We start from the raw sequence: 24,428 nt of genomic DNA, 5'->3' as shown, positions 1-24,428 counted from the left end.
TCGGAGCGTCGACGCGTGTTTTCTGGGAGTTGGTGTCGATCGCGAAACATCGGATACGCGAACCGGCGCGACCGCCGGCGGACTGGGCGAGAGGCCCGACCGGCCGCCGAAGCGAATCCGACCGGGAGCCGAAGTGACGACGGCTCGGCGCGACAGCGCGAATCGATTGCTCCGCCGGCGCGCGATACTCGCGAGCTGAGCGGGGCCTCGATCGGCGGCATGTCATGGACTTCGCCATGAGCTCGTACTTCGCCATGAGCTCGTCACAAAAACCTTATGTCACAGCGCCTTACGGCGGCGCCCGCCCGTCCGGAACCCGCGCGCGAGGCGTGCATTCGAACGTGTTCGTTCCGCGGAAAACACGCCGTCCGTCCCGAGACGGTTCCCAGCGCCGAGAGCCGACGAAATACGCGCGGCGTATTTCGGACCCTTCCACGGAACGTTTCCATACATAATGTCTCGAAGGCGACACCGCAAGTTGGGCGAGCCCATTCGGCGCCTTCGCCCACAGCCTGTCCTAAACTTCGCGTTAACCAGATATCCTCAGAAAGATTTCGGGCTCGCGCCCATGCGCGAGCCGCGCCATATTGTTTTCGGGCGAGCGCGCGAGCGGGGCGGTTTTCGAAATGAACGACAGGCGACCGAGGGGAGCTCGGCCTTTGCGGGCTCAGGATCGGTCGGGCCGGCTCGCGCCTCGGCGACGATTTTCCGCGGCGGCTCTGGCCTTTAGCTTGGCTTTCGCCCCATTCGGCGCCGGCGCCGGCGCCGAGTCCGCTTCGTCGGCCGAGCCGGTCTCGGCGATCGCCGCGCGAATCGAGCAGAAGAAGGACCGGGCGCGCCTCGTCTTCGAGACGACGGCAGAGGTGACGCCCACTGTCTTTCCCGTCGCCGATCCGTACCGAATCGTCGTCGATCTGCCGGAAATGGCCTTCCGGCTCGACCCCGAAATCGGCCGCCCGGCCAAGGACAAGCGCGGCGCCGACGATCTCGTCGCCTCCTTCCGCTTCGGCCATTTCGCGCCGGGACGGTCGCGAATCGTCATCGATCTCGCGCGTCCGGCCAAAATCATCCGCGCCGAGAGCGATTCGAAGCTGAAGTCTCCCCGTTTCGTCGTCGAGCTCGAAGCGACCGACCCCGCGAGCTTTGCCGCAGAGGCGGCCCGAAGAGCGCCGGCCGCCGTCCCGAGAATCGCTCAGAGCGCGGCCGTGGAGCCGCCTCCACCGCCGGGAAGCAAGCCCATGCTGATCATCGACCCCGGTCATGGCGGCGTCGATGTCGGCGCGGCCGGACCGCATGGCGAGCAGGAGAAGACCATCGTCCTCGAATTCGCCCGCGTGCTGAAGGCCAAGCTCGAGGCGAGCGGCAGACTGCGCGTGGCCCTCACCCGCAATGAAGACGCCTTTATGGCGCTCGACGAGCGGGTGCGCGTCGCTCGCCAGGCAGGCGCCGAATTGTTCTTGTCGATTCATGCGGATACGCTCGGCGAGGCGAGCGTCGAAGGGGCGACGGTCTATACGGTCTCCGGCCGCGCCTCGGACGCCGAGGCGGCGAAGATCGCGGAAAAGGAGAATTTCGCCGATCGCGCCGCCGGGCTGGAGCCGAAATCGGAGGACGCCGGCGAGGTCGGCGACATTCTCTACGACCTCACCCGCCGCGAGACCCGCGCCTATAGCCGCGTCTTCGCCCGCACGCTGATCGCCTATTGGCAAACCTTCGGCCATCTCAACAAGAATCCGAGCCGTTCCGCCGGCTTCGTCGTGCTGAAGGCCTTCGATATTCCCTCGGTTCTGCTCGAGCTCGGCTATCTTTCGAGCACGCGCGATCTCTCGCGGCTCGTCTCGCCCGAATGGCGCGAACGCGCGGCCGCGGCCACAGCGCAGGCGATCGAGCGCTATTTCGAGGAACGCCAGGATCCGGCTCGCGAGCAGGCGCAGGCCAGCGCGCCCGCGCAAGCCGTGGCCGCGACCGCGCGCCCACAATAAAACATAAAAACTGGCATAAGGAAGGGCGCGGATGCGGGGCCGATTCGGGTTTCCGTCGCGATAAAATATCTCTAAACGAGACGCCGACGGCGCGACGCGCGCCAGATTTCACGGCAATGCGTCTCCTTCGAGGATCATCCTTCATGCGTCTGCTCGTCCGGTTCTTCGGCTTCCTCTTCGCGACCGGCGCCATCGTCTTCCTGATCGCCGTGACGGCCGCCGCCGGCGTCGTCTATGTGTTCTCGAAAGACCTGCCGGACACGGCGCAATTGCGCAATTACGAGCCGCCGGTCACGACGCGCATCCACGCCAATGACGGCTCCATTCTCGCCGAATATTCGCGCGAGCGCCGGCTGTTCCTGCCGAGCTCGGCGATTCCGCCGCTCGTCAAGCAGGCCTTCATCTCGGCCGAGGACAAGAATTTCTACACGCACAACGGCGTCGATTTCGAAGGCATCGCCCGCGCCGCCTCGATCCTCGCCCAAGGCGGCCGGCACATGCAGGGCGCCTCCACCATCACCCAGCAGGTGGCCAAGAACTTCCTCGTCGGCAATGAGCGCAGCTTCGAGCGCAAGATCCGCGAGGCGCTGATCTCCTTCCGCATAGAGGCGGCCTATCCCAAGGACCGCATCCTCGAGCTCTATCTCAACGAGATCTATCTCGGCCTCGGCAATTATGGCGTCGCCGCCGCGGCGCTGAATTATTTCAACAAATCGGTCTATGAGCTGACGATACCGGAAGCCGCCTATCTCGCCGCTCTGCCCAAGGCGCCGAACAACTATCACCCCTTCCTGCATCGCGACCGCGCGCTCGAGCGCCGCAATTACGTCATCGATCGCATGGTCGCCGACGGCTTCGTCTCGCAGAAGGACGGCGACAAGGCCAAGACCGAGCCGCTCGGCGTCAATCCGCGCGTCACCTCGCCCAACACCTATGTCGCCGGCTTCTTCGCCGAGGAGGTGCGCCGCGAGCTGCTCGACAAATATGGGGACAAGAAGCTTTATGAGGGCGGCCTCTCGGTGCGCTCGACGCTCGATCCGAAGATGCAGGCGATCACGCGCAAGGCGCTGGCCGACGGCCTCGTGCGCTTCGACGAGGCGCATGGTTTCCGCGGGCCGATGCGCCATATCGACATCTCCTATGATTGGGGCCTGCCGCTCGCCGATATTCCGGCTCTGGGTGATGTGAAGCCCTGGCGTCTCGCCGTGGTGCTGGAGACGAATGACAGCTTCGCCCGCATCGGCCTGCAGCCCGGGCGCGAGAAATCCGGCGAGGTGGCGCGCGAGCGCGAGACCGGCCAGCTCGGCCAGGAAGGGATGCGCTGGGCCGGCCGCAGCATTCGCGCCGCCCTGTCGCCGGGCGACGTCATTTATGTCGAGCCGCTCACGGGCCGGCCGGGACAGTTTCGGCTGCGCCAGATTCCGGAAATCTCCGGCGCCATGGTAGCGATGGACCCCTATACGGGCCGCGTCTTCGCCATGGTCGGCGGCTTTTCTTATGATCAATCGGAGTTCAACCGCGCGACGCAGGCGCTGCGCCAGCCGGGCTCCTCCTTCAAGCCCTTCGTCTACGCCACCGCGCTCGACAATGGCTACACGCCCTCCTCCTCCATTCTGGACGAGCCGATCACCATCGTGCAGGCCAATGGCGAGAGCTGGACGCCGGAGAATTTCGAGGGCGCTCACGGCACGGGCGCGCATCCGCTGCGCTATGGCATAGAGCACTCCAAGAATATGATGACGGTGCGCCTCGCCAAGGACGTCGGAATGCCGCTGATCGCCGAATACGCCAAACGCTTCGGCATTTATGACGAAATGCCGCTCTATCTGCCCATGGCGCTCGGCGCCGGCGAGACGACGGTGATGCGCATGGTGACCGCCTATTCCATGCTCTGCAATGGCGGCAAACGGGTGAAGGCGACGCTGATCGACCGCATTCAGGACCGCTGGGGCAAGACGATCTACCGCCATGACGAGCGCCAGTGCCTGGGCTGCGACGCCCCCAAATGGGAGAGCCAGAACGAGCCCAAGCTGATCGACAAGCGCGAGCAAGTGCTCGATCCACTCACCGCCTATCAGATCACCTCGATCATGGAGGGCGTCATCGAGCGCGGCACCGGCCAGTCGATCAAGGCGGTGGGCAAGCATCTCGCCGGCAAGACGGGCACCACCAACGAGGCCAAGGACCTCTGGTTCGTCGGCTTCTCGCCCGATCTCGCCGTCGGCGTCTATATCGGCTACGACCGCCCGCGCCCCGTCGGCGAGGGCAAGAGCGCGCAGGCGGCGACCTATGCCGCGCCGATCTTCCGCGACTTCATGACGGTGGCGCTGAAGGACAAGCCCGACGTGCCCTTCCGCGTGCCGCCGGGCATAAAGCTGATCTCGGTCGACCCGCATTCGGGCCTGCGCTCCAAGGGCGCCGGCTCGATCCTCGAGGCCTTCAAGCCCGGCACTGCGCCGCCGGATTCTTACTCCCCGGCCGGCAGCGACGGCGGGCTCCAGTCTGGAGCCGCGCAGGATGTGGACAAGCAGGTGGGCAGCGGAACGGGCGGGTTGTACTGAAGCGGGGCGGGAAGCGATGTTCGGCCGATGACGACAGCAATCGATCCGATCATGAGCCGCTTCCGCGCCGCGCTCGGCGAGGCTTACGGCCCGCGGCTCGAACGAGTCGTGCTATTCGGCTCGAGGGCGCGCGGCGACGCGCGTCCCGATTCCGATTATGACGTGGCGATTTTTCTGACGGATATGGAGAGCTTCGGCCGCGAGGCGGATCGGATCGCCGAGATCGAGACAGACATTCTCTACGACACCGGGGCCGTCATCAACGCCCTGCCCTTCATCGCAGCAGCCTATCGCGAGCCGACCGCGCTGATGGGAGAGCTACGACGCGAAGGCGTCGATCTGTGAAAGCGGAAGCCGCCGACTTTCTCGAGAAGGCGCGCGAGGATCTGAGCGACGCCCGAAAGATCGCCGCGATCGGACTCTCCAAAGTCGCCGCTCGTTGCGCTTATTACGCCGCTTTTCACGCAGCCGAAGCCTTCATCATCGAAGCGACCGGAAAGAGCGTGAAGACCCACTCCGGCGCGAGAGCCGAGTTCGCTCGTCTGGCGAAAGACAGCGGAGCGATCGACAAGTCGCTGCCGAAATTCCTCGCGAAAGCCTATATTTACAAGGAAATCAGCGACTATGGCGCCGGTCCCGGCGCCGATGTCACGCCCTCTGACGCAGAAGAGGCGATCGTGGCGGCGACGCACTTCATCGATAGCATAGCGGCTTTGCTGGCTAGAGAGTGACGCCTCTACTCCCCCGCGCTCCGCAGCGCCGCCGCAGCGGCGAAGGGGCAGAGCGCCAGCGCGCCGAGGCTGATCGCGCATAAAATAGCGAAAGGCGCGGCGAAGGACACTGTGCCGCCCGTCGCCGCCTCCGCCGCCGAGACGCCGAAAATCAGCACCGGAATCGTCAGCGGCAGCACCAGCAGCGCCATCAACAGGCCGCCGCGGCGCAGCGTCACCGTCGCCGCCGCGCCGATGGCGCCGATCAGCGTCAGCGCCGGCGTGCCGGCCAGCAGCGTCAAGGTCACGGCGGCGAGCGCCGTCTCCTCCTGCTGGAGCATCAGGCCGAGGAAGGGCGCAGCGAGCGTCAGCGGCAGGCCGGTCGTCACCCAATGGGCGGCGCATTTCGCCAGAACCGCCAGTTCGAGCGGCGCGCGGCCGAGATGGAAGAGATCGAGCGAGCCGTCCTCGAGATCGGCCTGAAACAGCCGATCGAGGCAGAGCAGGCTCGCCAGCAGCGCCGCGATCCACAAGATCGCCGGGCCGATGCGGGCGAGGAGATTCGGGTCCGGACCGATGGCGAAGGGGACGATCGACACCATCACCAGAAAAAACACGACCCCCATGGTCGCCGAGCCGCCGATGCGGCGAGCGACGCGCAAATCGCGCAGGAAGATAGCGAGAAGCGGAGAATTCACGAATTCGCTCCCAGCGCCAGCTCGCGCTCATCCTCGAGGCCGAGCGGCTCGTGAGTGGCGGCGATGATCATTCCGCCGAGCGCCCGGTGCTCCGTCATCAGCCGCGCGAGCCGCACCCGCGAGGCGGCGTCGAGCGCGCTGGTCGGCTCGTCGAGCAGCCAGAGCGGCCGGAAAACCACCAGCAGACGGGCGAGCGCGATGCGGCGCTTCTGCCCGGCGGAGAGCATGGCGACCGGCGTCTCCGAAAGATGCGCGAGCCCTACGCGCTCCAGCGCCTCCGCCGGGGCGAGGCTGCGCCGATCCGGCTCCTCGCTCAGAAATTGCGCCCAGAACTCCAGATTCTCGCGGGCGGTGAGCGGCGCCTTCAGCCCATCGGCATGGGCGAGATAATGCAGCAGCGTCGCCGGCTCCTCCGCCTCCGTGGCGCCCTCGATCGCAATATGGCCGGAAAGACGCGGCAAAAGCCCCGCGAGCGCGCGCAAAAGCGTCGATTTGCCGGCGCCGTTGCGGCCGGTGACGATCAGCGCCTCCCCGCTCGCGAGCGTAAAGCCGAGTCCCGCGAGCACGCGCCGCCCGCCGCGGGCGATGGCGAGATCCTCCACCCGCAGGCGCAGGGCGGAGGCGCGCTCGGCATGGGGACGGGACGGAGGATGCGGAATGTCGGTCATCGGCAGAGCCAATAGAGCAAGTCGCGCCGCAGGGGAATTCCATCCCGCCCGACCGCCTCCGGCCGCACGATGCTTTCGCTGGCGCTAGGGCGCCGAAGGATGCTAAGCCTGCGGGCCGATCGCGGGCGTTCCGAGGAATCGGGCGCCGGCTTGCAACGAGGCGCCGCGCCGCGACAGAAGCGTGCGGCCGAAGATTCGAGGATGACGCGCTAAGTGGCGAAGCATAACAGCCTTTCGGATTACGCATCGAGACGATTTCGTTTCGCCGGCAATGCGCTCCTCCAATATCACGATCCCTTCTTCGCGCAGATCGATCGGCTTCGCGCCGATTTCGAGGCGAAGGGGACGCATTTCGTCAGCTTCGCCAATTACGACTATCTCGGCCTCGCCAATCACCCCAAGATTCTGGAGGAGGCCGATCGCGAGCTGCATCGGCTCGGCGTCGGCGCGCTGGCCTCGCGCCTCGTCGGCGGCGAGCGCTCGACGCACAAGCCCTTCGAGGCGGAGATCGCCGAATTTCTCGGCATGGAGGCGGCGCTGACGCTGGTCTCCGGCTATCTCGCCAATGTGACGACCATCTCCTGGCTGCTCGGCAAGCGCGACGCTCTGTTCATCGACGAACTCGCCCACAACAGCATCGTCGCCGGCTGCGAAGCCTCGCCGGCCGAGGTCATCAAATTCCGCCACAACGACTTCGAGCATCTGGACCATCTCCTCGCCAAGAAGCGAGAGGACTTCCGCCATGTGCTCATCGTCGTCGAGGGCATATACAGCATGGACGGCGACACCGCCGATCTGCCGCGCCTCGTGGAGCTGAAAGACCGCCACGACGCGTGGCTGATGGTCGACGAAGCCCATTCGCTCGGCGTGCTGGGCGAGACGGGCCGCGGCCTCGCCGAGCTGCAGGGCGTCGATCCCGGCCGGCTCGATCTCGTCGTCGGCACAATGTCGAAGACTCTCGCCTCCTGCGGCGGCTTCGTCTGCGCGAAAAAGCCGGTCATCGACTGGTTCCGCTACACGCTGCCGGGCTTCGTCTACAGCGTCGGCCTCTCGCCGGTGATTCTCGCCTCGGCGCGCACCGCTCTGCGGCTGATGCAGGAGGAGAGCTGGCGCGTCGGCAAGCTCGCGCGCAACGCGGAGCTCTTCCGCGACTACGCCCATGCCAATAAGCTGAGCACCGGGCCGGCGATCGGCCGCGGCGTGGTGCCGATTCTGTTCCAGGACAGCGTCGAGACCATGTGGGCCTCGCAGCATCTGCTCGGCCTCGGCTTCTATGTGCCGCCGATCGTGCAGATCGGCGTGCCCAAGGACCAACCGCGTCTGCGCTTCTTCCTTTCCGCCAATCATTCCGAGGATGAGATTCGCGCCGTGCTCGACGCGTTGCGCGATCTGCCGCCGGTGGCCGCAGAGGCGCATGAATTGGTGAAAAAGGCGATGGCGGGCGCGAGCCTGTGAGGGTAACGAGGGAGTGAGCGGGGCGTAGAGAAACGCAGGCCGCCGCTCGCGACCGCCTGCTCCCCACTCGCGCCGCTCTCCCGCGTCGATATGCCAGCTTTCGCTCGCTTCTCTAGCTCGATAGGTGTTCGCTATGGCCGGCATCGAGATTGTTCCTGTCGATAATCTTTTGCGCTTCCTGACCTTCTGCAAGCTGCCGCGTCTCATCTATAAGGGCCAGAAAGGCTTCGCGCCTTCGCTCGACGCCGAGCGCTGGAATCTCTACAGCCACAAGCTCAATCCGCATTTCAAGCATGTCGACGCGCAGGAGTTTCTGGCGCGCAAGGACGGCAAATGGGTCGGCCGCATCGGCGCGCAGGTCTATAAGCCCGAGATTCAGCCCGTCTCCACCTCGCGCTGGCAATTCGGCTCGCTCGACGCCATCGACGACATAGAGGTGGTGCGCGCGCTGACGCAGGCCGCGGAGGAATGGCTTCGCGCGCGCGGCGCGGAGACCATCGTCGGCCCCTTCTCGCCGGACATCAATGGCGAAAGCGGCATGCTGATCGACGGTTTCGAAGCGACGCCGATGTTTCTGATGCCCTGGCATCCTCCCTATCTGTCGCGGCTCATCGAGGCGCTGGGCTATGACAAGGCGAAGGATCTGATCTCCTACCGGCATCTCTCCGCGGAGCAGGATCTCAGCAAGGAACGCCGCATCGCCGATCGCCCGGAATGGCGCAACCGCTTGAAGATTCGCCAGCTCGATCGCGATCATCTGAAGCAGGGCGAAACCGCGCTGATGTCCGATCTCTTCAACGACGCCTGGCGCGGCAATTGGGGCTATGTGCCGCTCGGCAAGGACGAGCTCGACGGCTTCGCGGACCTCATGAAATATGTGATGCCGCCGGAATTCGGCATTGTGCTCGAATTCGACGGCGCGCCGGTCTCCTTCGCGGTGGCGCTGCCCAATCTGCACGAGATCACCGCCGATTTCGACGGCAAGCTGCTGCCGTTCAATCTGTTCAAGCTGATCTCGCGCATCCGCAAGCACAAATTCTCGACCGCGCGCCTGCTGCTGCTCGGCACGCGCAAGACGCTGCAGAACAGCGCCACGGGCGGCGCGATCCTGCTGTCGCTGATCGAGGACATGCGGCGACGCAGCTGCGTCGACGCCAGCATCGTCGCGCTCGAGGCCGGCTGGGTGCTGGAGGACAATATGGGTATGCGCAAGCCGATCGAAATGTTCGGCGGCAAAATCGACAAGATTCACCGCGTCTATGAGAAGCGCGTGGCGGGCGCGCCGCCCGCTGCAACCGAGGCTGTGAGAGAAGAGGCGACTCCATGAATGTCATCTCGATTTCTTCGACGTCCTCCGCCGATCGCTCGCATGTCGAGCGTCGCCGCCTCATTCTCGAGGCGCATCCGGAAGTGAGGACGCTGTTCGGCAAGGACGATCTCACTTTCAAGATCACCGCCGGCATATTCGCCGGCCAGCTGCTGATCGCCGCCATTCTCGGCTGGCTCGGCCTCTCCTATTGGCCGCTGACCCTGCTGCTCGCCATTTGTGTCGGCGCCTTCGCCAATCACGCAGCTTTCGTCGCCATTCATGACGCGATCCATAATTGCGTGTTCGACAACACGCTCTACAACAAGCTCACCGCTCTGCTCGCCGATCTGCCCAACGCCTTTCCGACGGCGATGGGCTTTCGCTGCTATCACATCAAGCATCACTCGCATCTGTCGGCCTATGATTACGACGCCGACGTTCCGAGCCATTGGGAAGTGGAATGGGTGGGCGACAGCACATGGCGCAAGGCGCTGTGGCTGTTCTTCTTCCCGGCGATCCAGCTGGCGCGCCTGTCGCGGCTCAAGGGCACTGTGCCGATCATGGGCCTGTGGACCTATATCAACGCGGCCGTCATCCTGCTCTTCGACGTCTTCGTGCTCTGGGCCTTCGGCCCCAATGCGCTGCTCTATCTGATCCTCTCCTTCTGGTTCTCGGTCGGCGGGCTGCATCCCTTGAGCGCGCGCTGGGTGCAGGAGCATTTCGCCTTCGGCCCCAATCAGGGCACGTTCGACTATTACGGCCCGCTCAACAAAGTCGCGCTCAACATCGGCTATCACAACGAGCATCACGACTTTCACGAGATTCCCTGGCGCCGCCTGCCGGAGCTCACCGAAATGGCGCCCGAGTTCTACAAGCCGCTCGGCGCGCATTATTCGTGGTTCGCCCTGCTCGTCACCTTTGTCTTCGACCCGCGCTATTCGCTGCGGACGCGCTCCGCCAATGTGGAGGCCGCCAGCGCCGCGCAGCTCGTTCCCGTCCCGGCGGAGTAGAGTTTCCCATGACTGCGACCGAACACGAGGCGCTCGACGCCTCGCCGCGCCTCTTCGAGAGCGACCTTCTCGACAAATATTCGCGCGTCCATCATCTGACCCCGCCGCTCGTCTATGGGCCGATCATTCTCTGGCTGATCGCCTATGCGAGCAATTATGCGAGCGCGGGCTATATCCTCCTCGCCTTCGTCGCCGGCTATGCGGCCTGGACGCTCACCGAATATTTCGGCCATCGCTTCCTGTTCCATACGGTGTTTCCGCTGCCCTTCGGGCTCGGGCCGCGCTTCCAGTTCCTCATCCATGGCGTGCATCACATCTATCCGAGCGATCCGCTGCGGCTCGTCATGCCGCCGCTGCTGTCGACGCCGATCATGCTGATCGCGCTCTCGCTCATCCGCCTCGTCTTCGGCGGCGATTTCGCCTGGCCCATGCTGGCGGGCTTCATCGCGGGCTATGTGCTCTATGACTGCGTGCATTACTGGACGCATCACGGCCAGCCCAAATCCAAGCTCGGCCATCTGGTGCGCCGCCTGCACATGCTGCATCATTTCCGCGATCCCGAGCGCGGCTTCGGCGTTCATGCGATCTGGTGGGACTATGTGTTCGGCACCAATTACGAGCAGGGCCAGACGCCCGGAAACCGCGCGGTGTGACGGGCTTATCGTCGCAGGACCTACTATGCGCCGCTTTCGGTCATAAATGAGCCGAGGCGCCGGCGCATAGGACGCATAGGCAGGCGACCGCCGCGCCTCGAGCGAGCCGAACCATGTCGAGCCTCAAAGGTCCGCCTGTGGCGAGTTCCGATCTGCCGCGCGCCGAGCATGGCCGTATCCGCGCGATCTTCGTCGCGCTCGCGCCGCGGCTCGTACGCTGGTATCGCTCCTCGCTGTCCTGGCGCATCGCCATCGGCCTGCTCGCCGCGGCCGCGGGCGTCGTCTGGCGGCTGCTCATCGCCGGCGAGAGCGGCGGCCACACCTATGTCACCTTCTATCTCCCGGTCCTCGTCGCCTCCTTCACCGGCGGCGCTGTGTCCGGCGCTCTGACGCTGCTCCTCAGCGCCGCCGTCGCCCAGCTCTGGATCGCGCGGATCGAGGGCCTCGAGGATGCGCTCGCTTTCGCCACCTTCCTCACGACCAACGGCCTCATCGTCGTCGTCGGCGAAGCCTTCCAGCGCACGCTGACCCATATCGACAACCTCGAGACGCGCCATGCGATGGAGCGGCTCGCGGCGCAGAATGCGCGGCTCGTCGAGCAGTTCGGCAATGTCGCGCTGGCGGCGCCGGGAGTCGTCTTCTCCTTCCGGCTCGACACGGGCGGCTTCAGCTCCTGCCCCTATCTCGCCGAGAATGTGCGCACCGTCTTCGGCGTCGCGCCGGATGAGATTTCCGCCAACGCCGCGCCCATGCTCCGCCGCATCGACGGCGCCGACGCCGAACGGATGCGCGCCAGCTTCGCACGTTCGGCGGCGCAGATGACGCTGCTGCGCGAAGAATTCCGCTACAGCCATCCCACCAAGGGAACGATCTGGCTGGAGACGCAGGCGCAGCCGGTGCGTCAGGCGGACGGCTCCACCGTCTGGCACGGCTATGCGCAGGATGTGACGGAGCGCAAGCGCGAGGAGGCGGCACGGCTCGAGGCCGAGCGCGCATTGGAACAGCGCATCGTCGAGCTCGAGCGCGCCAATGAGCGGCTCGCCCGCTTCGCCTATGTCGCCTCGCATGATCTGCAGGAGCCGCTGCGCAAGATCGTGGCCTTCTCGCAAATGCTCGACGCGGCCGTCTCCGCCTCCGATCAGAAGGACATTTCCTATGCGAGCGAGGTGATGCGCGGCTCGGCGCTGCGGGCGCGCGAATTGGTGGAGGATCTGCTCGTCTATTCACGCATCGTCGACGCCCCGCTGAAGGTGCAGCGGCGCGAGCTGCGCGTCGAGATCCAATCGGCTCTGACCGACCTCTCCGAGCTGATCGAGGAATCGAAGGCAGATGTGACCCTCGATGCGCCGCGGGTCCAGTTCGAGGCGGACCCTCCGCAATTCGCGCGGCTCATGCATAATCTGGTCAGCAATGCGATCAAATTCCGAAGGCAGGGGGAGACGCCGCGCATCGCCATCGCCGGCCATGTCGAGGACGGGCTGCTCCGCCTCTCCGTCTCGGACGACGGCGTCGGCTTCGAGGCGAAATATGCGAAAGCCATCTTCGAGCCGTTCAAGCGCCTGCACAGCAAATCGGATTATCCCGGCACCGGCATCGGTCTCGCCATTTGCAAGACGATCGCCGATCGCCACGGCTGGATGCTGACCGCGCGGTCGCAGCCGCTACAGGGCGCGACATTCGAGGTGACGATGCGCTTGCCGAGCTGACGGCCGCGCCCTGGATTTACGAGATGCGACCGAGACCAGATCATGCATGAGCTTTTCGCGCTCGCCGCGCGCTGCCGCGCCCTAACCGGCTGGATGCGCTATCTCGGAGCGTCCAGCCTCACTTTGGCCGCGCTCGCGCTGCTGGCGCTGCTGCGCGACCGGCTGCCGCCCGGCGAGCTGCTCTTGTTTCTGCCCGCCGTTCTGCTGTCCGCCCTGTTTTTCGGCGGCGAGGCCGGCGGCTGGTCGGCGGCCTTCAGCGCCGCGCTCGCCGCCTTGTTCCTGTTCCAGGGAGAAGGCTTCGCCGTCTCCGACCCGGCGGAAGCGCTCGCGCTCGTGCTGTTCATCTGCGTCGCACTCTTCGTCGTCTATGTGCTGCAAGAATTCTCGAACGCGATCGACCGGCGCGACGACGAGACCGCCGCCGCCCAGGCGCTGGCGACCAAGACCGAGCGATTGAGGCGGCTGTATCTGCAAGAGATGGCGCATCGCACGAAGAATGATCTGCAATTCGCCGGCTCCATGCTGCAGATCGAGGCGCGCGCTCTCGACGACGAAAGCGCGCGCGCTGCTCTGCTCGCGGCGGCGAGCCGCATCGCCGTGATGAGCCGCGTCTATGCGCTGCTCCAGCACGGCGACATGTCCGATGTGTCGATGAAGCCGCTCATCGGCGATCTCTGCGCCAATCTTCGGCTGGCGCTCGTCGGCGTGCGGCCGATCGCGCTGCGGACGGAGGTGGCCGATTGCGCGCTCGGCGTGGACGAAGCCCGCGCGGTCGCGCTGATCGTCAATGAGCTCGTCGGCAATGCGCTGAAATACGCCTTTCCCGAGGATCGCCCCGGAACGGTGCGCGTGCGCTTGAGCCGCGACGGCGACGATCTGACTTTGACGGTGGAGGATGACGGCGTGGGGCCCGTCTCGGCCGAAGCGAAGGGCGCCGGCGTCGGGCAGAAGCTGGCGCGCTCGCTCGGCCAGCAGCTCGGCGGCTCGGTCACGATCGAGGCCCGTGGGACGGGCCTGCGTTGCGAGCTACGTTTTCCCGCGCCGACGGGGTGAGGCGGACGCTCACCCGGCCCGCAGCTCGATTTCCTCTATATCCTCGTCGGAGAGGCCGAAGTGATGGCCGATCTCATGCACCAGGACATGGGTGATGACCTCTTGCAGCGTGTCCTCGCCATCCGCCCAATAATCGAGGAGCGGACGGCGATAGAGCCAGATCATGTTCGGCGGCTCGCCGGTATGTCCCGTCGCATCGCGCTGGGCGAGACCCTGGCCGCGGAACAGCCCCAAGAGATCGAACTCGGTCTCGCATTCCATCTCCTCGAGGATTTCCTCGTCCGGGAAATCCTCGACATGGATCACGAGACCTTCGCAGAGCCGCGTGAAACGCGACGGCAGCGAGGCGAAAGCCGCATCGGCCAGAACCTCGAGGTCCTCGAGCGAAGGGGCGCGGAGCTGGGCGAGAGCGCTGTCGTCGAGAGGCGAGGCCATGCGAGACTTACCTCCAGCTGCGAACGTCCACGAAATGGCCGGCGATGGCCGCCGCCGCCGCCATGGCCGGCGACACGAGATGGGTGCGGCCCTTGAAGCCCTGGCGGCCCTCGAAATTGCGGTTCGAGGTGGAGGCGCAGCGCTCGCCCGGCGCAAGACGATCCGGATTCATCGCGAGGCACATGGAACAGCCCGGCTCGCGCCATTCGAAGCCGGCGGCGGTGAACACTTTGTCCAGCCCCTCCGCCTCGGCCTGCGCCTTCACGAGACCAGAGCCCGGCACGACGATGGCGTTGACCTTGGCGTTGATCTGCTTGCCGGCGATGACCGCCGCGGCGGCGCGAAGATCCTCGATGCGGCCATTGGTGCAGGAGCCGATGAAGACGCGATCGATGGCGATGTCGATGGCCTTCTCGCCGCCCCCGAGACCCATATACTCGAGCGCGCGAGCGATGGCCTGACGCTTGGCCGGATTGGCGACGCTGTCCGGCGTCGGCACCAGGCCGGTGATCGGCATCACATCCTCGGGCGAGGTGCCCCAGGTGAGGGTCGGCGGCAGAGCGGCGGCGTCGAGCACGATCACGCGGTCGTAATGCGCGCCCTCGTCGGAGCGCAGCGTCTCCCAATAGCGGACGGCGGCGTCGAAGGCCTCGCCCTGCGGGGCCTTGGGCCGGCCGCGGAGATATTCATAGGTCTTCTCATCCGGCGCGACGAGGCCGGCGCGGGCGCCGCCTTCGATCGACATGTTGCAGACAGTCATGCGGCCCTCGATCGAGAGATCGCGGATCGCCTCGCCCGCATATTCGATCACATGGCCGGTGCCGCCGGCGGTGCCGATCTCGCCGATGATGGCGAGAATAATGTCCTTGGCGGTCGCGCCCTCGGCCAGCTTGCCGTCGACGCGCACCAGCATGTTGGCGGCCTTTTTCTGGATCAGCGTCTGCGTCGCCAGAACATGCTCGACCTCCGAGGTGCCGATGCCATGGGCGAGCGCGCCGAAGGCGCCATGGGTGGAGGTGTGGCTGTCGCCGCAGACGATCGTCGTGCCGGGCAAAGTGAAGCCCTGCTCCGGGCCGACGATATGGACGACGCCCTGACGCGAATCATGCTCATTGTAATATTCGACGCCGAATTCCGCGGCGTTGATGGCGAGCTGCTCGACCTGGGCCTTGCTCTCGGGATCGGTGATCGGCAGAGAGCGGTCGGTCGTCGGCACATTATGGTCGACGACGGCCAGGGTCTTGCCCGGCGCGCGGACCTTGCGGCCGGAGGTGCGCAGCCCCTCGAAGGCCTGCGGGCTCGTCACCTCATGAATCAAATGGCGATCGATGTAGATGAGGGACGCGCCGTCCTCCTGCTCGTGAACCACATGATCGTCCCAGATCTTGTCGTAGAGCGTGCGCGGGCGTCCTGCCATTTGTCTCGTTCCTGCTCCGAGCCGTAAAAAGAACCGTAATTCGGCCTCGACCGAACCGGGTAGGCTGTTCTACTCGCAACATGGGCGGCTTGGAAGCATGTAATCTCGCCGTCGCCCCAGCGGGAGGTCCCTTCGACGTGACGCGAATATCGACGGCGCCGCCACAGGAGCTGACGGCGGCGCTGGAACGCCTGCTGGACGAGCGCTCGCGCCGGGCTCTGGCGGAGCGGGCGGCGCGCATTTCCGCCGTCTATCGCACCGGCGGAACGACGGCGCAGGCGATCCTCTGCGAGGACGACGCTCTCGCCTACGCCCTCTATCGGCTTCCGGCCACCTATGCGGCGACCGTCCATGTGCTCGGCCGGCTCACGGAGCGGGCGCCGGATTTCTCGCCGCGCCGAATGCTGGACCTCGGCGCCGGCCTCGGGACCGCGAGCCTCGCCGCACGTGCGATCTGGCCGCAGATCGACGAGAATGCGCTGCTCGACCGTAGCGAGCCCTTTCTCGCGCTCGCCCGCCGGCTCGCCGACGCGACCTCGGAGAAGGCGCGAATCATCGCCGGCGATCTGTCCGCGCCGCCCGCGCTCGGCGCGCCTTTCGATCTCGTCGTCGCCAGCTATGCGCTGACCGAGATCGCGGAAAGCAGCCTCGACCACGCCATCGACGCCGCCTGGGCGAATTGCGCCGGCGTTCTGATCCTCGTCGAGCCCGGCACGCCGCGCGATCATGCGCGGCTGATGCGGATGCGGGCGCGGCTCATCGCCTCGGGCGCGCGCGTCTCCCTGCCCTGCCCGCATTCGGCCCCCTGCCTGCTGCAGCCGCCGGACTGGTGTCATTTCTCTGTGCGGCTCGCCCGCTCGCGCGACCACAAGCTACTCAAAGGCGCCGACGCGCCCTTCGAGGACGAGAAATTCGCCTATCTGGCGGCGACGAGAGAGGAGGCAGCGATCGCGCCGGCCCCGGCCCGTCTGCTGGCGCGGCCGGAGGTTCTAAAGCATGGATTAAGGATAAAGCTTTGCACTATGGCGGGAATCGAAGAAGTTACGGCGCCAAAGCGCGATAAACAGACCTTCGCGCCTATAAAAAAGAAAGACTGGGGCGACGAAGTCGTCCAAGGGGAAACACCGGCGAGGGAATGACATGCAGCGCCCGAGGGTCGCGCCCTATCTCACCGTCTCGCCGGCCGCCGGCGCGATCGCTTTCTACAGCGCGGCTTTCGGCGCGCAGCAAAGGGCGCTGATGCCTTCCGTGGATGGAATGCGCATCGCCCATTGCGAGCTCGCCATCAATGGCGGCTCGGTCATGCTCGCCGACGTCTTTCCAGAATTGGGCCACGCCAGAATGCCGCTGCCCGGCGAGCAGGTCACCGCCTCGGTGAGCCTGGAATATGACAAAGCGCAGGAAGTGGACGATATCGTCGCTCGCGCCAGCCAGCTCGGCGCCAAGGTCGAGACGCAGCCGACCAATACATTCTGGGGCACGCGCTACGCCGCGCTGCGCGATCCCTTCGGCCACAGATGGATATTGAACGCGCCGCTCGACTCGCGCAACGGCGCCTGATCGCTCACGGCTCGACGAAGAAAGACCGCCGCATCGACGTCCAGGTTTCGAGCGCCAGCTCGATCTCCGACGGCTTTTCGCAGCAGAATTGCGCCAGCGGCGAGGCGTCGCCGACCAGAATGGACGGAACCACAGCCGCCCGCGCCGGCATCACGGCGCCGGACACGCTGGCGGCGATGACGAAAGCCTGATCGAAAGGCCGCGCGGCCTCGATCGCCCGCGCCAGCGGCTCCGCGCCCTCGCCGGCGTCATAGAGCCCGGCGAATCTGCCGGCGAGCCCGAGCCCTTCCGCCACAGCGGCGAGATCCTGCGTCCCCGCAGCGAAGGCGATATGAGTCCAGCCCTTGGCGGCCAGCGCCCCCAGCGTCTCCGCCGCGCCTTCCACGAGCCGCCAATCCGGATCGCGGCGCGCTACGACGCCCTCGAAATCCCAGAACAGGATTTTGCTCATCGATTTTCTCACATGGAAACGACGAAAGCGATCCTGCGGCCTACCGCCGGATCGCTCCGCCAAACTCGCAATGTCGGGAAAGGCTCCGGGAGCCTTACTCGGCCGCAGGGGCCGGCTTGTCCTTGGCCTTCGCCTTATTGTCGATGCGCTCGGCAATGCGGGCGGATTTGCCGCGACGGTCGCGCAGATAATAGAGCTTGGCGCGGCGGACCTTGCCGCGGCGGACCAGCTTGATCGAGTCGACGAGCGGCGAATGGAGGGGGAACACGCGCTCCACGCCCTCGCCATAAGAAATCTTGCGGACGGTGAAGGCCTCGTTGAGGCCGCCGTCCTGACGGGAGATCACCACGCCCTCATAGGCCTGGATGCGGGAGCGGTCGCCTTCCTTCACCTTCACATTGACGATGACGGTGTCGCCGGGGCGGAATTCCGGGATCGACTTGCCTTCGAGAAGGCGGGCCGATTGCTCGGCGTCGAGTTGCTCGATGATAGAGGGCATGAAAAAACTCCTGCCGTTTCGCCTTTTGCCGCCGCGGCGGCTCTGGCGAGCGTTTCGGGACGCTGTTTTGATTTGGACGCGTCGCCTTACACGAGGCGGCGCCGATTGTCGAGAGCGAGAGGAGCGCGCGCCCAGCTTCCTGTCACGGGGAGGGTCGGACCGCAAAGCGTTTCGGGGTGGGGTTCCACCGAAAGACTCGGGGCATCACCCCCTCCCGAGCGCCTGCGGCGCTCGACTCCCCCCTCGAGGGGGAGGTGGGAGCGCCTCCTCCGCCGGCTCTTCTCGTTCGGCCGGTTGGCCCCGTCTTCGCATGGCGCGGCCGGAGCGGCGCCGAGGGCGCCATTTGAAAGCGCGAGACCGAACAATGGCGCAAGACTTTCGCAGGATCGACGTCGCCGCCGCGCGCGACGTGATGAGCCGCGGCGAGACGCTCGTCCTCGACGTGCGCGACCCGCAATCCTTCGCGCGCGGCCACATAGAGGGCGCGGAGAACGCCTCCCAGGACGATATGAACTATTATCTCTTCGAGACGCCGAAGGACAAGCCGGTCATCGTCTGCTGCTATCACGGCAATTCCAGCCAGTCCTACGCCCGCATCTTCGCCGATATGGGCTTTGCCGAGGTCTACAGCCTCGACGGCGGCTATGAGGCCTGGGCGGCGGCCGAGCGGGCCTGAGGCGGGATAGTTGCGCTCGGGTTCTTGCGCTCGGGCGCCCGCATTGTCATAAGGGCCGCCGGCCTCAACCACTCGGCGCTCCTCATGACCAGCTTTCTGCAGCGCGTCTTCTCCGGCGTGCAGTCCACCGGCAATCTGCATCTCGGCAATTATCTCGGCGCGATCGTCAAATTCGTCGAGCTGCAGCAGAGCTTCGACTGCCTCTATTGCGTCGTGGACCTGCACGCCATCACCGTGCCGCAGGACCCGATCGCGCTGCGCAACAACACGCGCGAGATCGCCGCGGCCTTCATCGCCTGCGGCATCGATCCGAAGAAGAACATCGTTTTCAATCAGAGCCAGGTGGCCGAGCACGCCGAGCTGGCGTGGGTGCTCAATTGCGTCGCCCGCATCGGCTGGCTGAACCGCATGACGCAGTTCAAGGACAAGGCCGGCAAGGATCGCGAGAACGCCTCCATGGGCCTGCTCGACTATCCGGTGCTGATGGCCGCCGACATTCTGCTCTATCGCGCCACCCATGTGCCGGTCGGCGAGGATCAGAAGCAGCATTTGGAGCTCGCCCGCGACATTGCGCAGAAGTTCAACAACGACTTCGCCGAATCGATCGCGCGCAACGGCTTCAACGACGCTTTCTTCCCGCTGCCGGAGCCGCTGATCTCCGGCCCGGCGACGCGCGTGATGAGCCTGCGCGACGGCACGAAGAAAATGTCGAAATCGGACGCGTCCGATTATTCGCGCATAAATCTCTCCGACGACGCCGATCAGATCGCGCAGAAGGTGCGCAAGGCCAAGACCGATCCCGACGCCCTGCCGTCGGAGGAGAAAGGCCTCGAGGGACGGCCGGAGGCGGATAATCTCGTCGGCATTTTCGCGGCGCTGTCGCAGCGCACGAAAGCCGATGTCCTCGGCGAATTCGGCGGCTCCAATTTCTCGACTTTCAAAGTCGCCCTCGTCGACCTCGCCGTGACGAAGCTCTCGCCGATCACCGCCGAGATGCGCAAGCTGATGGCGGACGCAGCCTATATCGACGATGTGCTGCGCGACGGCTCCGCGCGGGCGCGGGAACTGGCGCGCACGAATATGGATGCGGTGAAGGATATCGTCGGCTTTTTGCGCTGACCGATCTGCTTTAGGCGAGCGGCTTCGGGCCGCCGCTCGCCCAGTCCAGCAATTGCACCGTATGGACAATGGGAATCGCCGTCCCCTGCCCGATCTGAATCATGCAGCCGAGATTGCCGGCGGCGATGGCCTGCGGCGCGACCAATCGGATATTGGCGACCTTGCGCTCGCGCAACGCGCTCGCCAGCTCGCCCTGCAGGAGATTATAGGTTCCCGCCGAGCCGCAGCAGATGTGGCTCTCGGGCACGGGAACGACCTCGAAGCCGGCGCGGCGCAGCAGCTCCATCGGCAGATCGGCGATCTTCTGCCCATGCTGCAATGAGCAGGCGGAATGATAGGCGACGCGCAGCCGTCCGACATCGACCGACGGCGCGAAATCGAGAGCGGCGACGATCTCCGTCACGTCGCGCGCCATTGCGGCGATGCGCGCGGCCTTTTGCGCGAGCGCGGGGTCATCGCGGAACATATGGCCATAGTCTTTGACCGTCGTTCCGCAGCCGGATGTGTCGATGACGATGTGATCGAGCCCGCCGCATTCGATCTCGCGCGTCCAGGCCTCGATATTGTGGCGCGCGAGCGCATGTGACTCCGCGCTCTTGCCGAGATGATGCGGCAGCGCGCCGCAACAGCCGGCGCCTTCCGCCACCACTATTTCCGCGCCGAGACGCGTCAGCAGCCGCGCTGTCGCCTCATGAATTTTCGTGTCGAGCACGGTCTGCGCGCAGCCACTCAGCAGCGCGACGCGCATTTTGCGCGCGCCCTGCGCGGCGAGGATCTGCGGGCGATCGATCGGCGACGGCGCGGGTAGACGGGCCGGCGCCATTGCGATCATGTCCCGCAGGCGTCGCGGCAGCAGCCCCGCGAAAGGACGCGCCAACGCCGCGGCGCGCATGGACTGGCGGAACAGCGCCGGCCGTGTCAGCACAAAAGCGAGCGTCGCGCGCAACATGCGATCGAAGAAAGGGCGCCGATAGGTCTTCTCGATATGCGCGCGCGCATGATCGACGAGATGCATGTAATGCACGCTCGACGGACATGTCGTCATGCAGGAGAGGCAGGAGAGGCAGCGGTCCACATGGCGCACGGTGCGCGCGTCTGCAGCGCGGCCGTTCTCCAGCATCTCCTTCATCAGATAAATGCGCCCGCGCGGCGAATCGAGCTCGTCGCCGGTGAGCAGATAGGTCGGACATGTCGCCGTGCAGAAGCCGCAATGGACGCAGGCGCGCAGGATTTTCTCCGACTGCGACATGTCGGAATCGGCGAGCAGATCGGGGGAGAAATGCGTCAGCATCGTCGCGTTCAGAACTCCGCGCGCAAGCGGCCGCGCTCCAGAATGAAGCGCGGATCGAACGCCTCCTTCACGCGCCGCGTGAGCGAGGCGAGAGCGGAAGGCTGCGGATGGAACACATCCACGCGCGCGCGAATATCGGCGTCGGCGCGGATCAGCGTCGCATGGCCGCCGAGCGCATCGACGATCGCGCGTATGGCCGTCGCATGAGCGTCCGCCGCCGTCTCGAGCCGCAGCCAGACGAGGCCGCCGGCCCAATCATAGAGATGCGCTACGAGCGGCGCGCCGGCCCCGCGCAGCCGCTCGACGAAAGCGAAGCCGTCGGTCGGCGCGAGCGAGACGCGCCATATGACGCCCTCCCCCGCGATCGGCTCGGCGTCGCGAAGGCGCGTCCAGAACGCGCGGCTTTCGTCTGCTTGCAGAACGCTCGTCGCGCCGCCGAAATCGGCGAGAAAGCGCGTGAGATCGTCGCGACGCGTCGTGACGGAAATCTGAGGCCCCTCGAGCCGCAGCGCCGCCGCGTCGCTGCGCGGATCATAGGCGTAGCTCGAGACTTCATAGGGCGAGCCCGACGCCTTGCGCAGAGCGGCGAGGGCCTTCTCCTCGCCGAGGCCGGAGAGCAGCAAGGTCTCTTCCGTCTCCACCTTGGGCAGCACCTTCAGCGTCAGCTCGGTGAGCGCGGCGAGCGTGCCATAGGAGCCGGCGACGAGCTTGGAAAGATCATAGCCGGTGACATTCTTCATCACGCGGCCGCCGGATTTGACGATCTCGCCGCGGCCGGTGACGCTGCGAAAGCCGAGCAGATGATCGCGCGCCGCGCCCGCCTTTATCCGTCGCGGGCCGGAGGCGTTGACGGCGATCACGCCGCCGATGGTGGCGTCGTCGCGCGCGCCGCCGAGCAGCGCCGCATGATCCATCGGCTCGAAGGCCAATTGCTGATTTTGCGCATCGAGCAAAGCGACGATCTCGCGCAAGGGCGTTCCCGCGCGCGCCGTCAGCACCAGCTCTCGCGGCTCATAGAGCGTGACGCCGGTGAGCGCGGCGAGCGAGAGCACATGCTCGTGCGGCGCAGCGCGTCCGAGCGCGGCTTTGGAGCCATGGCCTTCGATCGACAAAGGCGCATCTCGAGCGAGCGCGGCGCGGATGGCCTCGGCGACGTCGGCTTCGTCTCTCGGCGTCAGGCGCATGTGACGTGCTTCCCGAGTCGCGCCGCGCGACTCCTTCTCCCAGGAGTGGGAGAAGGATAGCGGCGGCGAGACTCAGCCCTTCTCGGGCAGGTTCAGTCTTATGTGCAACTCGCGCAGCTGCTTGGCCGTCGCCTCGGAGGGCGCGCCCATCAGCAGGTCTTCGGCGCGCTGATTCATCGGGAACAGCACAACCTCGCGCAAATTCTCCTCGCCCGCGAGCAGCATCACGATGCGATCGACGCCCGGCGCAATGCCGCCATGCGGCGGGGCACCATATTGGAAGGCGCGATACATGCCGCCGAATTTCTCGATCAGCACATCCTCGCCATAGCCGGCGATCTCGAAGGCCTTCTTCATAATGTCCGGGCGATGGTTTCGGATCGCGCCCGAAGACAATTCGACGCCGTTGCAGACGATGTCGTATTGATAGGCGAGAAGATCGAGCGGGTTCTTGCTCTCGAGCGCCTCGAGGCCGCCTTGCGGCATCGAAAACGGATTGTGCGAGAAGTCGATCTTCTTGTCGTCCTCGTTGTACTCATACATCGGGAAGTCGACGATCCAGCAGAATTCGAAGACGTCCGTCTTGGAAAGCCCGAGCTCGTGGCCGATGCGCAGACGCGCGGCGCCGGCGAGCTTTGCCGCCTTCAGCTCCTCGCCCGCCGAGAAGAACAGCGCATCGCCGGCCTTCACGCCGCCCTTGGCGGCGAGCGCGGCCAGCGCCTCCGGCGGGATGAATTTCGCGATCGGGCCCTTGCCGACGAGCGCGCCATTCTCCTCGTCGAAGATGATATAGCCGAGGCCCGGCGCGCCTTCCGACCGCGCCCAATCATTGAGCTTGTCGAAGAAGCTGCGCGGCTGCGCGGCCGCGCCCGGCGCCGGAATGGCGCGCACCACCTTGCCCTTGAAGGCCTTGAAGCTCACATCGTCGCGCGCGAATTCTTCACTCACATCGGCAATGACGAGCGGATTGCGCAAATCCGGCTTGTCGGAACCATATTTCAGCATGGCGTCACGGAAGGCGATCTTGGGGAAGCTCTGCGTCACCGGCTTGCCGCCGCCGAATTCCTCGAACACGCCGCGCAGCACGGGCTCGACGCAAGCAAACACGTCTTCCTGCGTCACGAAGCTCATTTCGATATCGAGCTGGTAGAACTCGCCGGGGCTGCGATCGGCGCGGGCGTCCTCGTCGCGGAAACAGGGCGCAATCTGGAAATAGCGATCGAAGCCCGCCACCATCAAGAGCTGCTTGAACTGCTGCGGCGCCTGCGGCAGCGCGTAGAATTTGCCGGGATGAATGCGCGAGGGCACCAGAAAGTCGCGCGCGCCCTCGGGCGAGGAGGCGGTGAGGATCGGCGTCTGGAACTCGAAGAAGCCCTGGGACTTCATGCGCTGGCGCAGCGAATCGATCACTTGGCCGCGCAGCATGATATTGGCGTGCAGCTTCTCGCGGCGCAGGTCGAGGAAGCGGTATTTGAGCCGCGTCTCCTCGGGATAGGGAAGGTCGCCGAACACCGGCAGCGGCAGCTCGGCGGCGGGGCCGAGCACCTCGATCTCGGTGACATAGACCTCGACGAGGCCGGTCGGCATGTCGGGATTTTCGGTGCCGGCGGGGCGCCTGCGCACCTCGCCGTCGAGGCGCGCGACCCATTCGGAGCGCAGTCTTTCCGCGGCTTTGAAGGCCGGCGAATCGGGATCGACCACGCATTGCGTGAGGCCGTAATGGTCGCGCAGATCGATGAACAGAACCCCGCCGTGGTCGCGAATGCGGTGGCACCAGCCGGAGAGCCGGATTTTCTCGCCGGCATGTGCCTCGCGCGGCTCTCCACAATTATGCGAACGATAGCGATGCATCTCGAGTGTCTTTGTGTTCGTAGGGAGGGATGTTTCTAGCCGCGGAGAAGCGCAGGGGGAAGGGGCGGTGTCAAGCGGCGGGGCGGCTCGTGTCTCGATCGGGTGAAGGAGCGAATCCCCGACCCTCGTCCTGAGGAGCC

The 24,428-nt window shown here is 65.7% G+C and carries 23 protein-coding genes; 14 read left to right on the top strand and 9 right to left on the bottom strand.

The window, feature by feature from the left end:
* The first annotated feature begins 731 nt into the window (after nucleotides 1-731).
* From KP010_RS11725 to KP010_RS11710, 4 genes are all read left to right on the top strand, one after another.
* Nucleotides 732-1,982 (top strand): N-acetylmuramoyl-L-alanine amidase, encoded by a 1,251-nt coding sequence (locus KP010_RS11725; RefSeq protein ID WP_246659676.1) that lies wholly within the window; start codon nucleotides 732-734, stop codon nucleotides 1,980-1,982.
* A 143-nt stretch (nucleotides 1,983-2,125) separates the two neighbouring features.
* A complete protein-coding gene (locus KP010_RS11720; protein ID WP_142861506.1) occupies nucleotides 2,126-4,543 on the top strand; it encodes a penicillin-binding protein 1A in 2,418 nt (805 codons plus the stop codon).
* A 27-nt stretch (nucleotides 4,544-4,570) separates the two neighbouring features.
* Nucleotides 4,571-4,888, top strand: a complete 318-nt coding sequence (locus KP010_RS11715) for a nucleotidyltransferase domain-containing protein (protein ID WP_142861507.1) — start codon at nucleotides 4,571-4,573, stop codon at nucleotides 4,886-4,888.
* Complete coding sequence (locus KP010_RS11710) at nucleotides 4,885-5,274, top strand: HEPN domain-containing protein (protein ID WP_108917467.1); 390 nt, start codon at nucleotides 4,885-4,887, stop codon at nucleotides 5,272-5,274. Before KP010_RS11715 ends, KP010_RS11710 begins: the two co-directional genes overlap by 4 nt.
* Before the next feature lie 5 nt (nucleotides 5,275-5,279).
* Here KP010_RS11710 and ccmB read toward each other — a convergent pair whose 3' ends face one another.
* Nucleotides 5,280-5,951, bottom strand: a complete 672-nt coding sequence (gene ccmB / locus KP010_RS11705; protein ID WP_142861508.1) for a heme exporter protein CcmB — start codon at nucleotides 5,949-5,951, stop codon at nucleotides 5,280-5,282.
* Nucleotides 5,948-6,619 carry a heme ABC exporter ATP-binding protein CcmA gene (gene ccmA, locus KP010_RS11700; protein WP_185966380.1) on the bottom strand — a complete coding sequence of 224 codons (672 nt, stop codon included), beginning with the start codon at nucleotides 6,617-6,619 and terminating at the stop codon, nucleotides 5,948-5,950. Before ccmA ends, ccmB begins: the two co-directional genes overlap by 4 nt.
* Nucleotides 6,620-6,832: 213 nt before the next feature.
* On the opposite strand from ccmA, the gene KP010_RS11695 reads away from it, so the two are divergent.
* The 6 genes from KP010_RS11695 (at nucleotide 6,833) to KP010_RS11670 (ending at nucleotide 13,805) form a co-directional block, all read left to right on the top strand.
* Nucleotides 6,833-8,074: an aminotransferase class I/II-fold pyridoxal phosphate-dependent enzyme gene (locus KP010_RS11695; RefSeq protein WP_142861509.1), complete on the top strand. Its 1,242-nt coding sequence runs from the start codon at nucleotides 6,833-6,835 to the stop codon at nucleotides 8,072-8,074.
* Between the two features lie 133 nt (nucleotides 8,075-8,207).
* Nucleotides 8,208-9,401: a hypothetical protein gene (locus KP010_RS11690; protein ID WP_142861510.1), complete on the top strand. Its 1,194-nt coding sequence runs from the start codon at nucleotides 8,208-8,210 to the stop codon at nucleotides 9,399-9,401.
* Complete coding sequence (locus KP010_RS11685; protein WP_142861511.1) at nucleotides 9,398-10,393, top strand: fatty acid desaturase; 996 nt, start codon at nucleotides 9,398-9,400, stop codon at nucleotides 10,391-10,393. The genes KP010_RS11690 and KP010_RS11685 overlap by 4 nt, the downstream gene beginning before the upstream one ends.
* Nucleotides 10,394-10,401: 8 nt before the next feature.
* Nucleotides 10,402-11,046, top strand: coding sequence for a sterol desaturase family protein (locus tag KP010_RS11680; RefSeq protein ID WP_108917472.1), 645 nt, complete (start codon nucleotides 10,402-10,404; stop codon nucleotides 11,044-11,046).
* 113 nt (nucleotides 11,047-11,159) lie between these two features.
* Nucleotides 11,160-12,752, top strand: a complete 1,593-nt coding sequence (locus KP010_RS11675) for an ATP-binding protein (RefSeq protein WP_142861512.1) — start codon at nucleotides 11,160-11,162, stop codon at nucleotides 12,750-12,752.
* 42 nt (nucleotides 12,753-12,794) lie between these two features.
* Nucleotides 12,795-13,805 carry a sensor histidine kinase gene (locus tag KP010_RS11670; protein ID WP_142861513.1) on the top strand — a complete coding sequence of 337 codons (1,011 nt, stop codon included), beginning with the start codon at nucleotides 12,795-12,797 and terminating at the stop codon, nucleotides 13,803-13,805.
* Between the two features lie 9 nt (nucleotides 13,806-13,814).
* Here KP010_RS11670 and KP010_RS11665 read toward each other — a convergent pair whose 3' ends face one another.
* A complete protein-coding gene (locus KP010_RS11665; protein WP_142861514.1) occupies nucleotides 13,815-14,240 on the bottom strand; it encodes a metallopeptidase family protein in 426 nt (141 codons plus the stop codon).
* Between the two features lie 7 nt (nucleotides 14,241-14,247).
* Nucleotides 14,248-15,657 (bottom strand): 3-isopropylmalate dehydratase large subunit, encoded by a 1,410-nt coding sequence (gene leuC / locus KP010_RS11660; protein WP_142861515.1) that lies wholly within the window; start codon nucleotides 15,655-15,657, stop codon nucleotides 14,248-14,250.
* 137 nt (nucleotides 15,658-15,794) lie between these two features.
* On the opposite strand from leuC, the gene KP010_RS11655 reads away from it, so the two are divergent.
* Both KP010_RS11655 and KP010_RS11650 read left to right on the top strand, forming a co-directional pair.
* Nucleotides 15,795-16,796, top strand: coding sequence for a small ribosomal subunit Rsm22 family protein (locus KP010_RS11655; RefSeq protein ID WP_246659677.1), 1,002 nt, complete (start codon nucleotides 15,795-15,797; stop codon nucleotides 16,794-16,796).
* 1 nt (nucleotide 16,797) lies between these two features.
* A complete protein-coding gene (locus KP010_RS11650; RefSeq protein ID WP_142861517.1) occupies nucleotides 16,798-17,217 on the top strand; it encodes a glyoxalase/bleomycin resistance/extradiol dioxygenase family protein in 420 nt (139 codons plus the stop codon).
* 4 nt (nucleotides 17,218-17,221) lie between these two features.
* Here KP010_RS11650 and KP010_RS11645 read toward each other — a convergent pair whose 3' ends face one another.
* Both KP010_RS11645 and rplS read right to left on the bottom strand, forming a co-directional pair.
* Nucleotides 17,222-17,668: a hypothetical protein gene (locus KP010_RS11645; RefSeq protein WP_142861518.1), complete on the bottom strand. Its 447-nt coding sequence runs from the start codon at nucleotides 17,666-17,668 to the stop codon at nucleotides 17,222-17,224.
* Nucleotides 17,669-17,762: 94 nt separating this feature from the next.
* Nucleotides 17,763-18,167, bottom strand: a complete 405-nt coding sequence (rplS, locus tag KP010_RS11640; protein WP_216280905.1) for a 50S ribosomal protein L19 — start codon at nucleotides 18,165-18,167, stop codon at nucleotides 17,763-17,765.
* A 364-nt stretch (nucleotides 18,168-18,531) separates the two neighbouring features.
* On the opposite strand from rplS, the gene glpE reads away from it, so the two are divergent.
* Both glpE and trpS read left to right on the top strand, forming a co-directional pair.
* Nucleotides 18,532-18,843, top strand: coding sequence for a thiosulfate sulfurtransferase GlpE (gene glpE / locus KP010_RS11635; RefSeq protein WP_142861519.1), 312 nt, complete (start codon nucleotides 18,532-18,534; stop codon nucleotides 18,841-18,843).
* Nucleotides 18,844-18,927: 84 nt separating this feature from the next.
* Nucleotides 18,928-19,962, top strand: a complete 1,035-nt coding sequence (gene trpS, locus KP010_RS11630; RefSeq protein ID WP_108917481.1) for a tryptophan--tRNA ligase — start codon at nucleotides 18,928-18,930, stop codon at nucleotides 19,960-19,962.
* Nucleotides 19,963-19,972: 10 nt separating this feature from the next.
* Here trpS and glcF read toward each other — a convergent pair whose 3' ends face one another.
* The 3 genes from glcF to aspS all read right to left on the bottom strand — a co-directional run bounded on the left by glcF (nucleotide 19,973) and on the right by aspS (nucleotide 24,288).
* Nucleotides 19,973-21,253: a glycolate oxidase subunit GlcF gene (glcF, locus tag KP010_RS11625; protein WP_142861520.1), complete on the bottom strand. Its 1,281-nt coding sequence runs from the start codon at nucleotides 21,251-21,253 to the stop codon at nucleotides 19,973-19,975.
* Between the two features lie 8 nt (nucleotides 21,254-21,261).
* Complete coding sequence (gene glcE, locus KP010_RS11620; RefSeq protein WP_142861521.1) at nucleotides 21,262-22,437, bottom strand: glycolate oxidase subunit GlcE; 1,176 nt, start codon at nucleotides 22,435-22,437, stop codon at nucleotides 21,262-21,264.
* A 72-nt stretch (nucleotides 22,438-22,509) separates the two neighbouring features.
* Nucleotides 22,510-24,288 carry an aspartate--tRNA ligase gene (aspS, locus tag KP010_RS11615; RefSeq protein ID WP_142861522.1) on the bottom strand — a complete coding sequence of 593 codons (1,779 nt, stop codon included), beginning with the start codon at nucleotides 24,286-24,288 and terminating at the stop codon, nucleotides 22,510-22,512.
* Between the last annotated feature and the right edge of the window lie 140 nt (nucleotides 24,289-24,428).

This window comes from Methylosinus sp. KRF6 (assembly GCF_018887255.1).
GTDB classification, from domain to species: domain Bacteria; phylum Pseudomonadota; class Alphaproteobacteria; order Rhizobiales; family Beijerinckiaceae; genus Methylosinus; species Methylosinus sporium.
The sequence above is the reverse complement of the archived record's forward strand: the minus strand, read 5'-3'. Positions and strand labels throughout refer to the sequence as shown.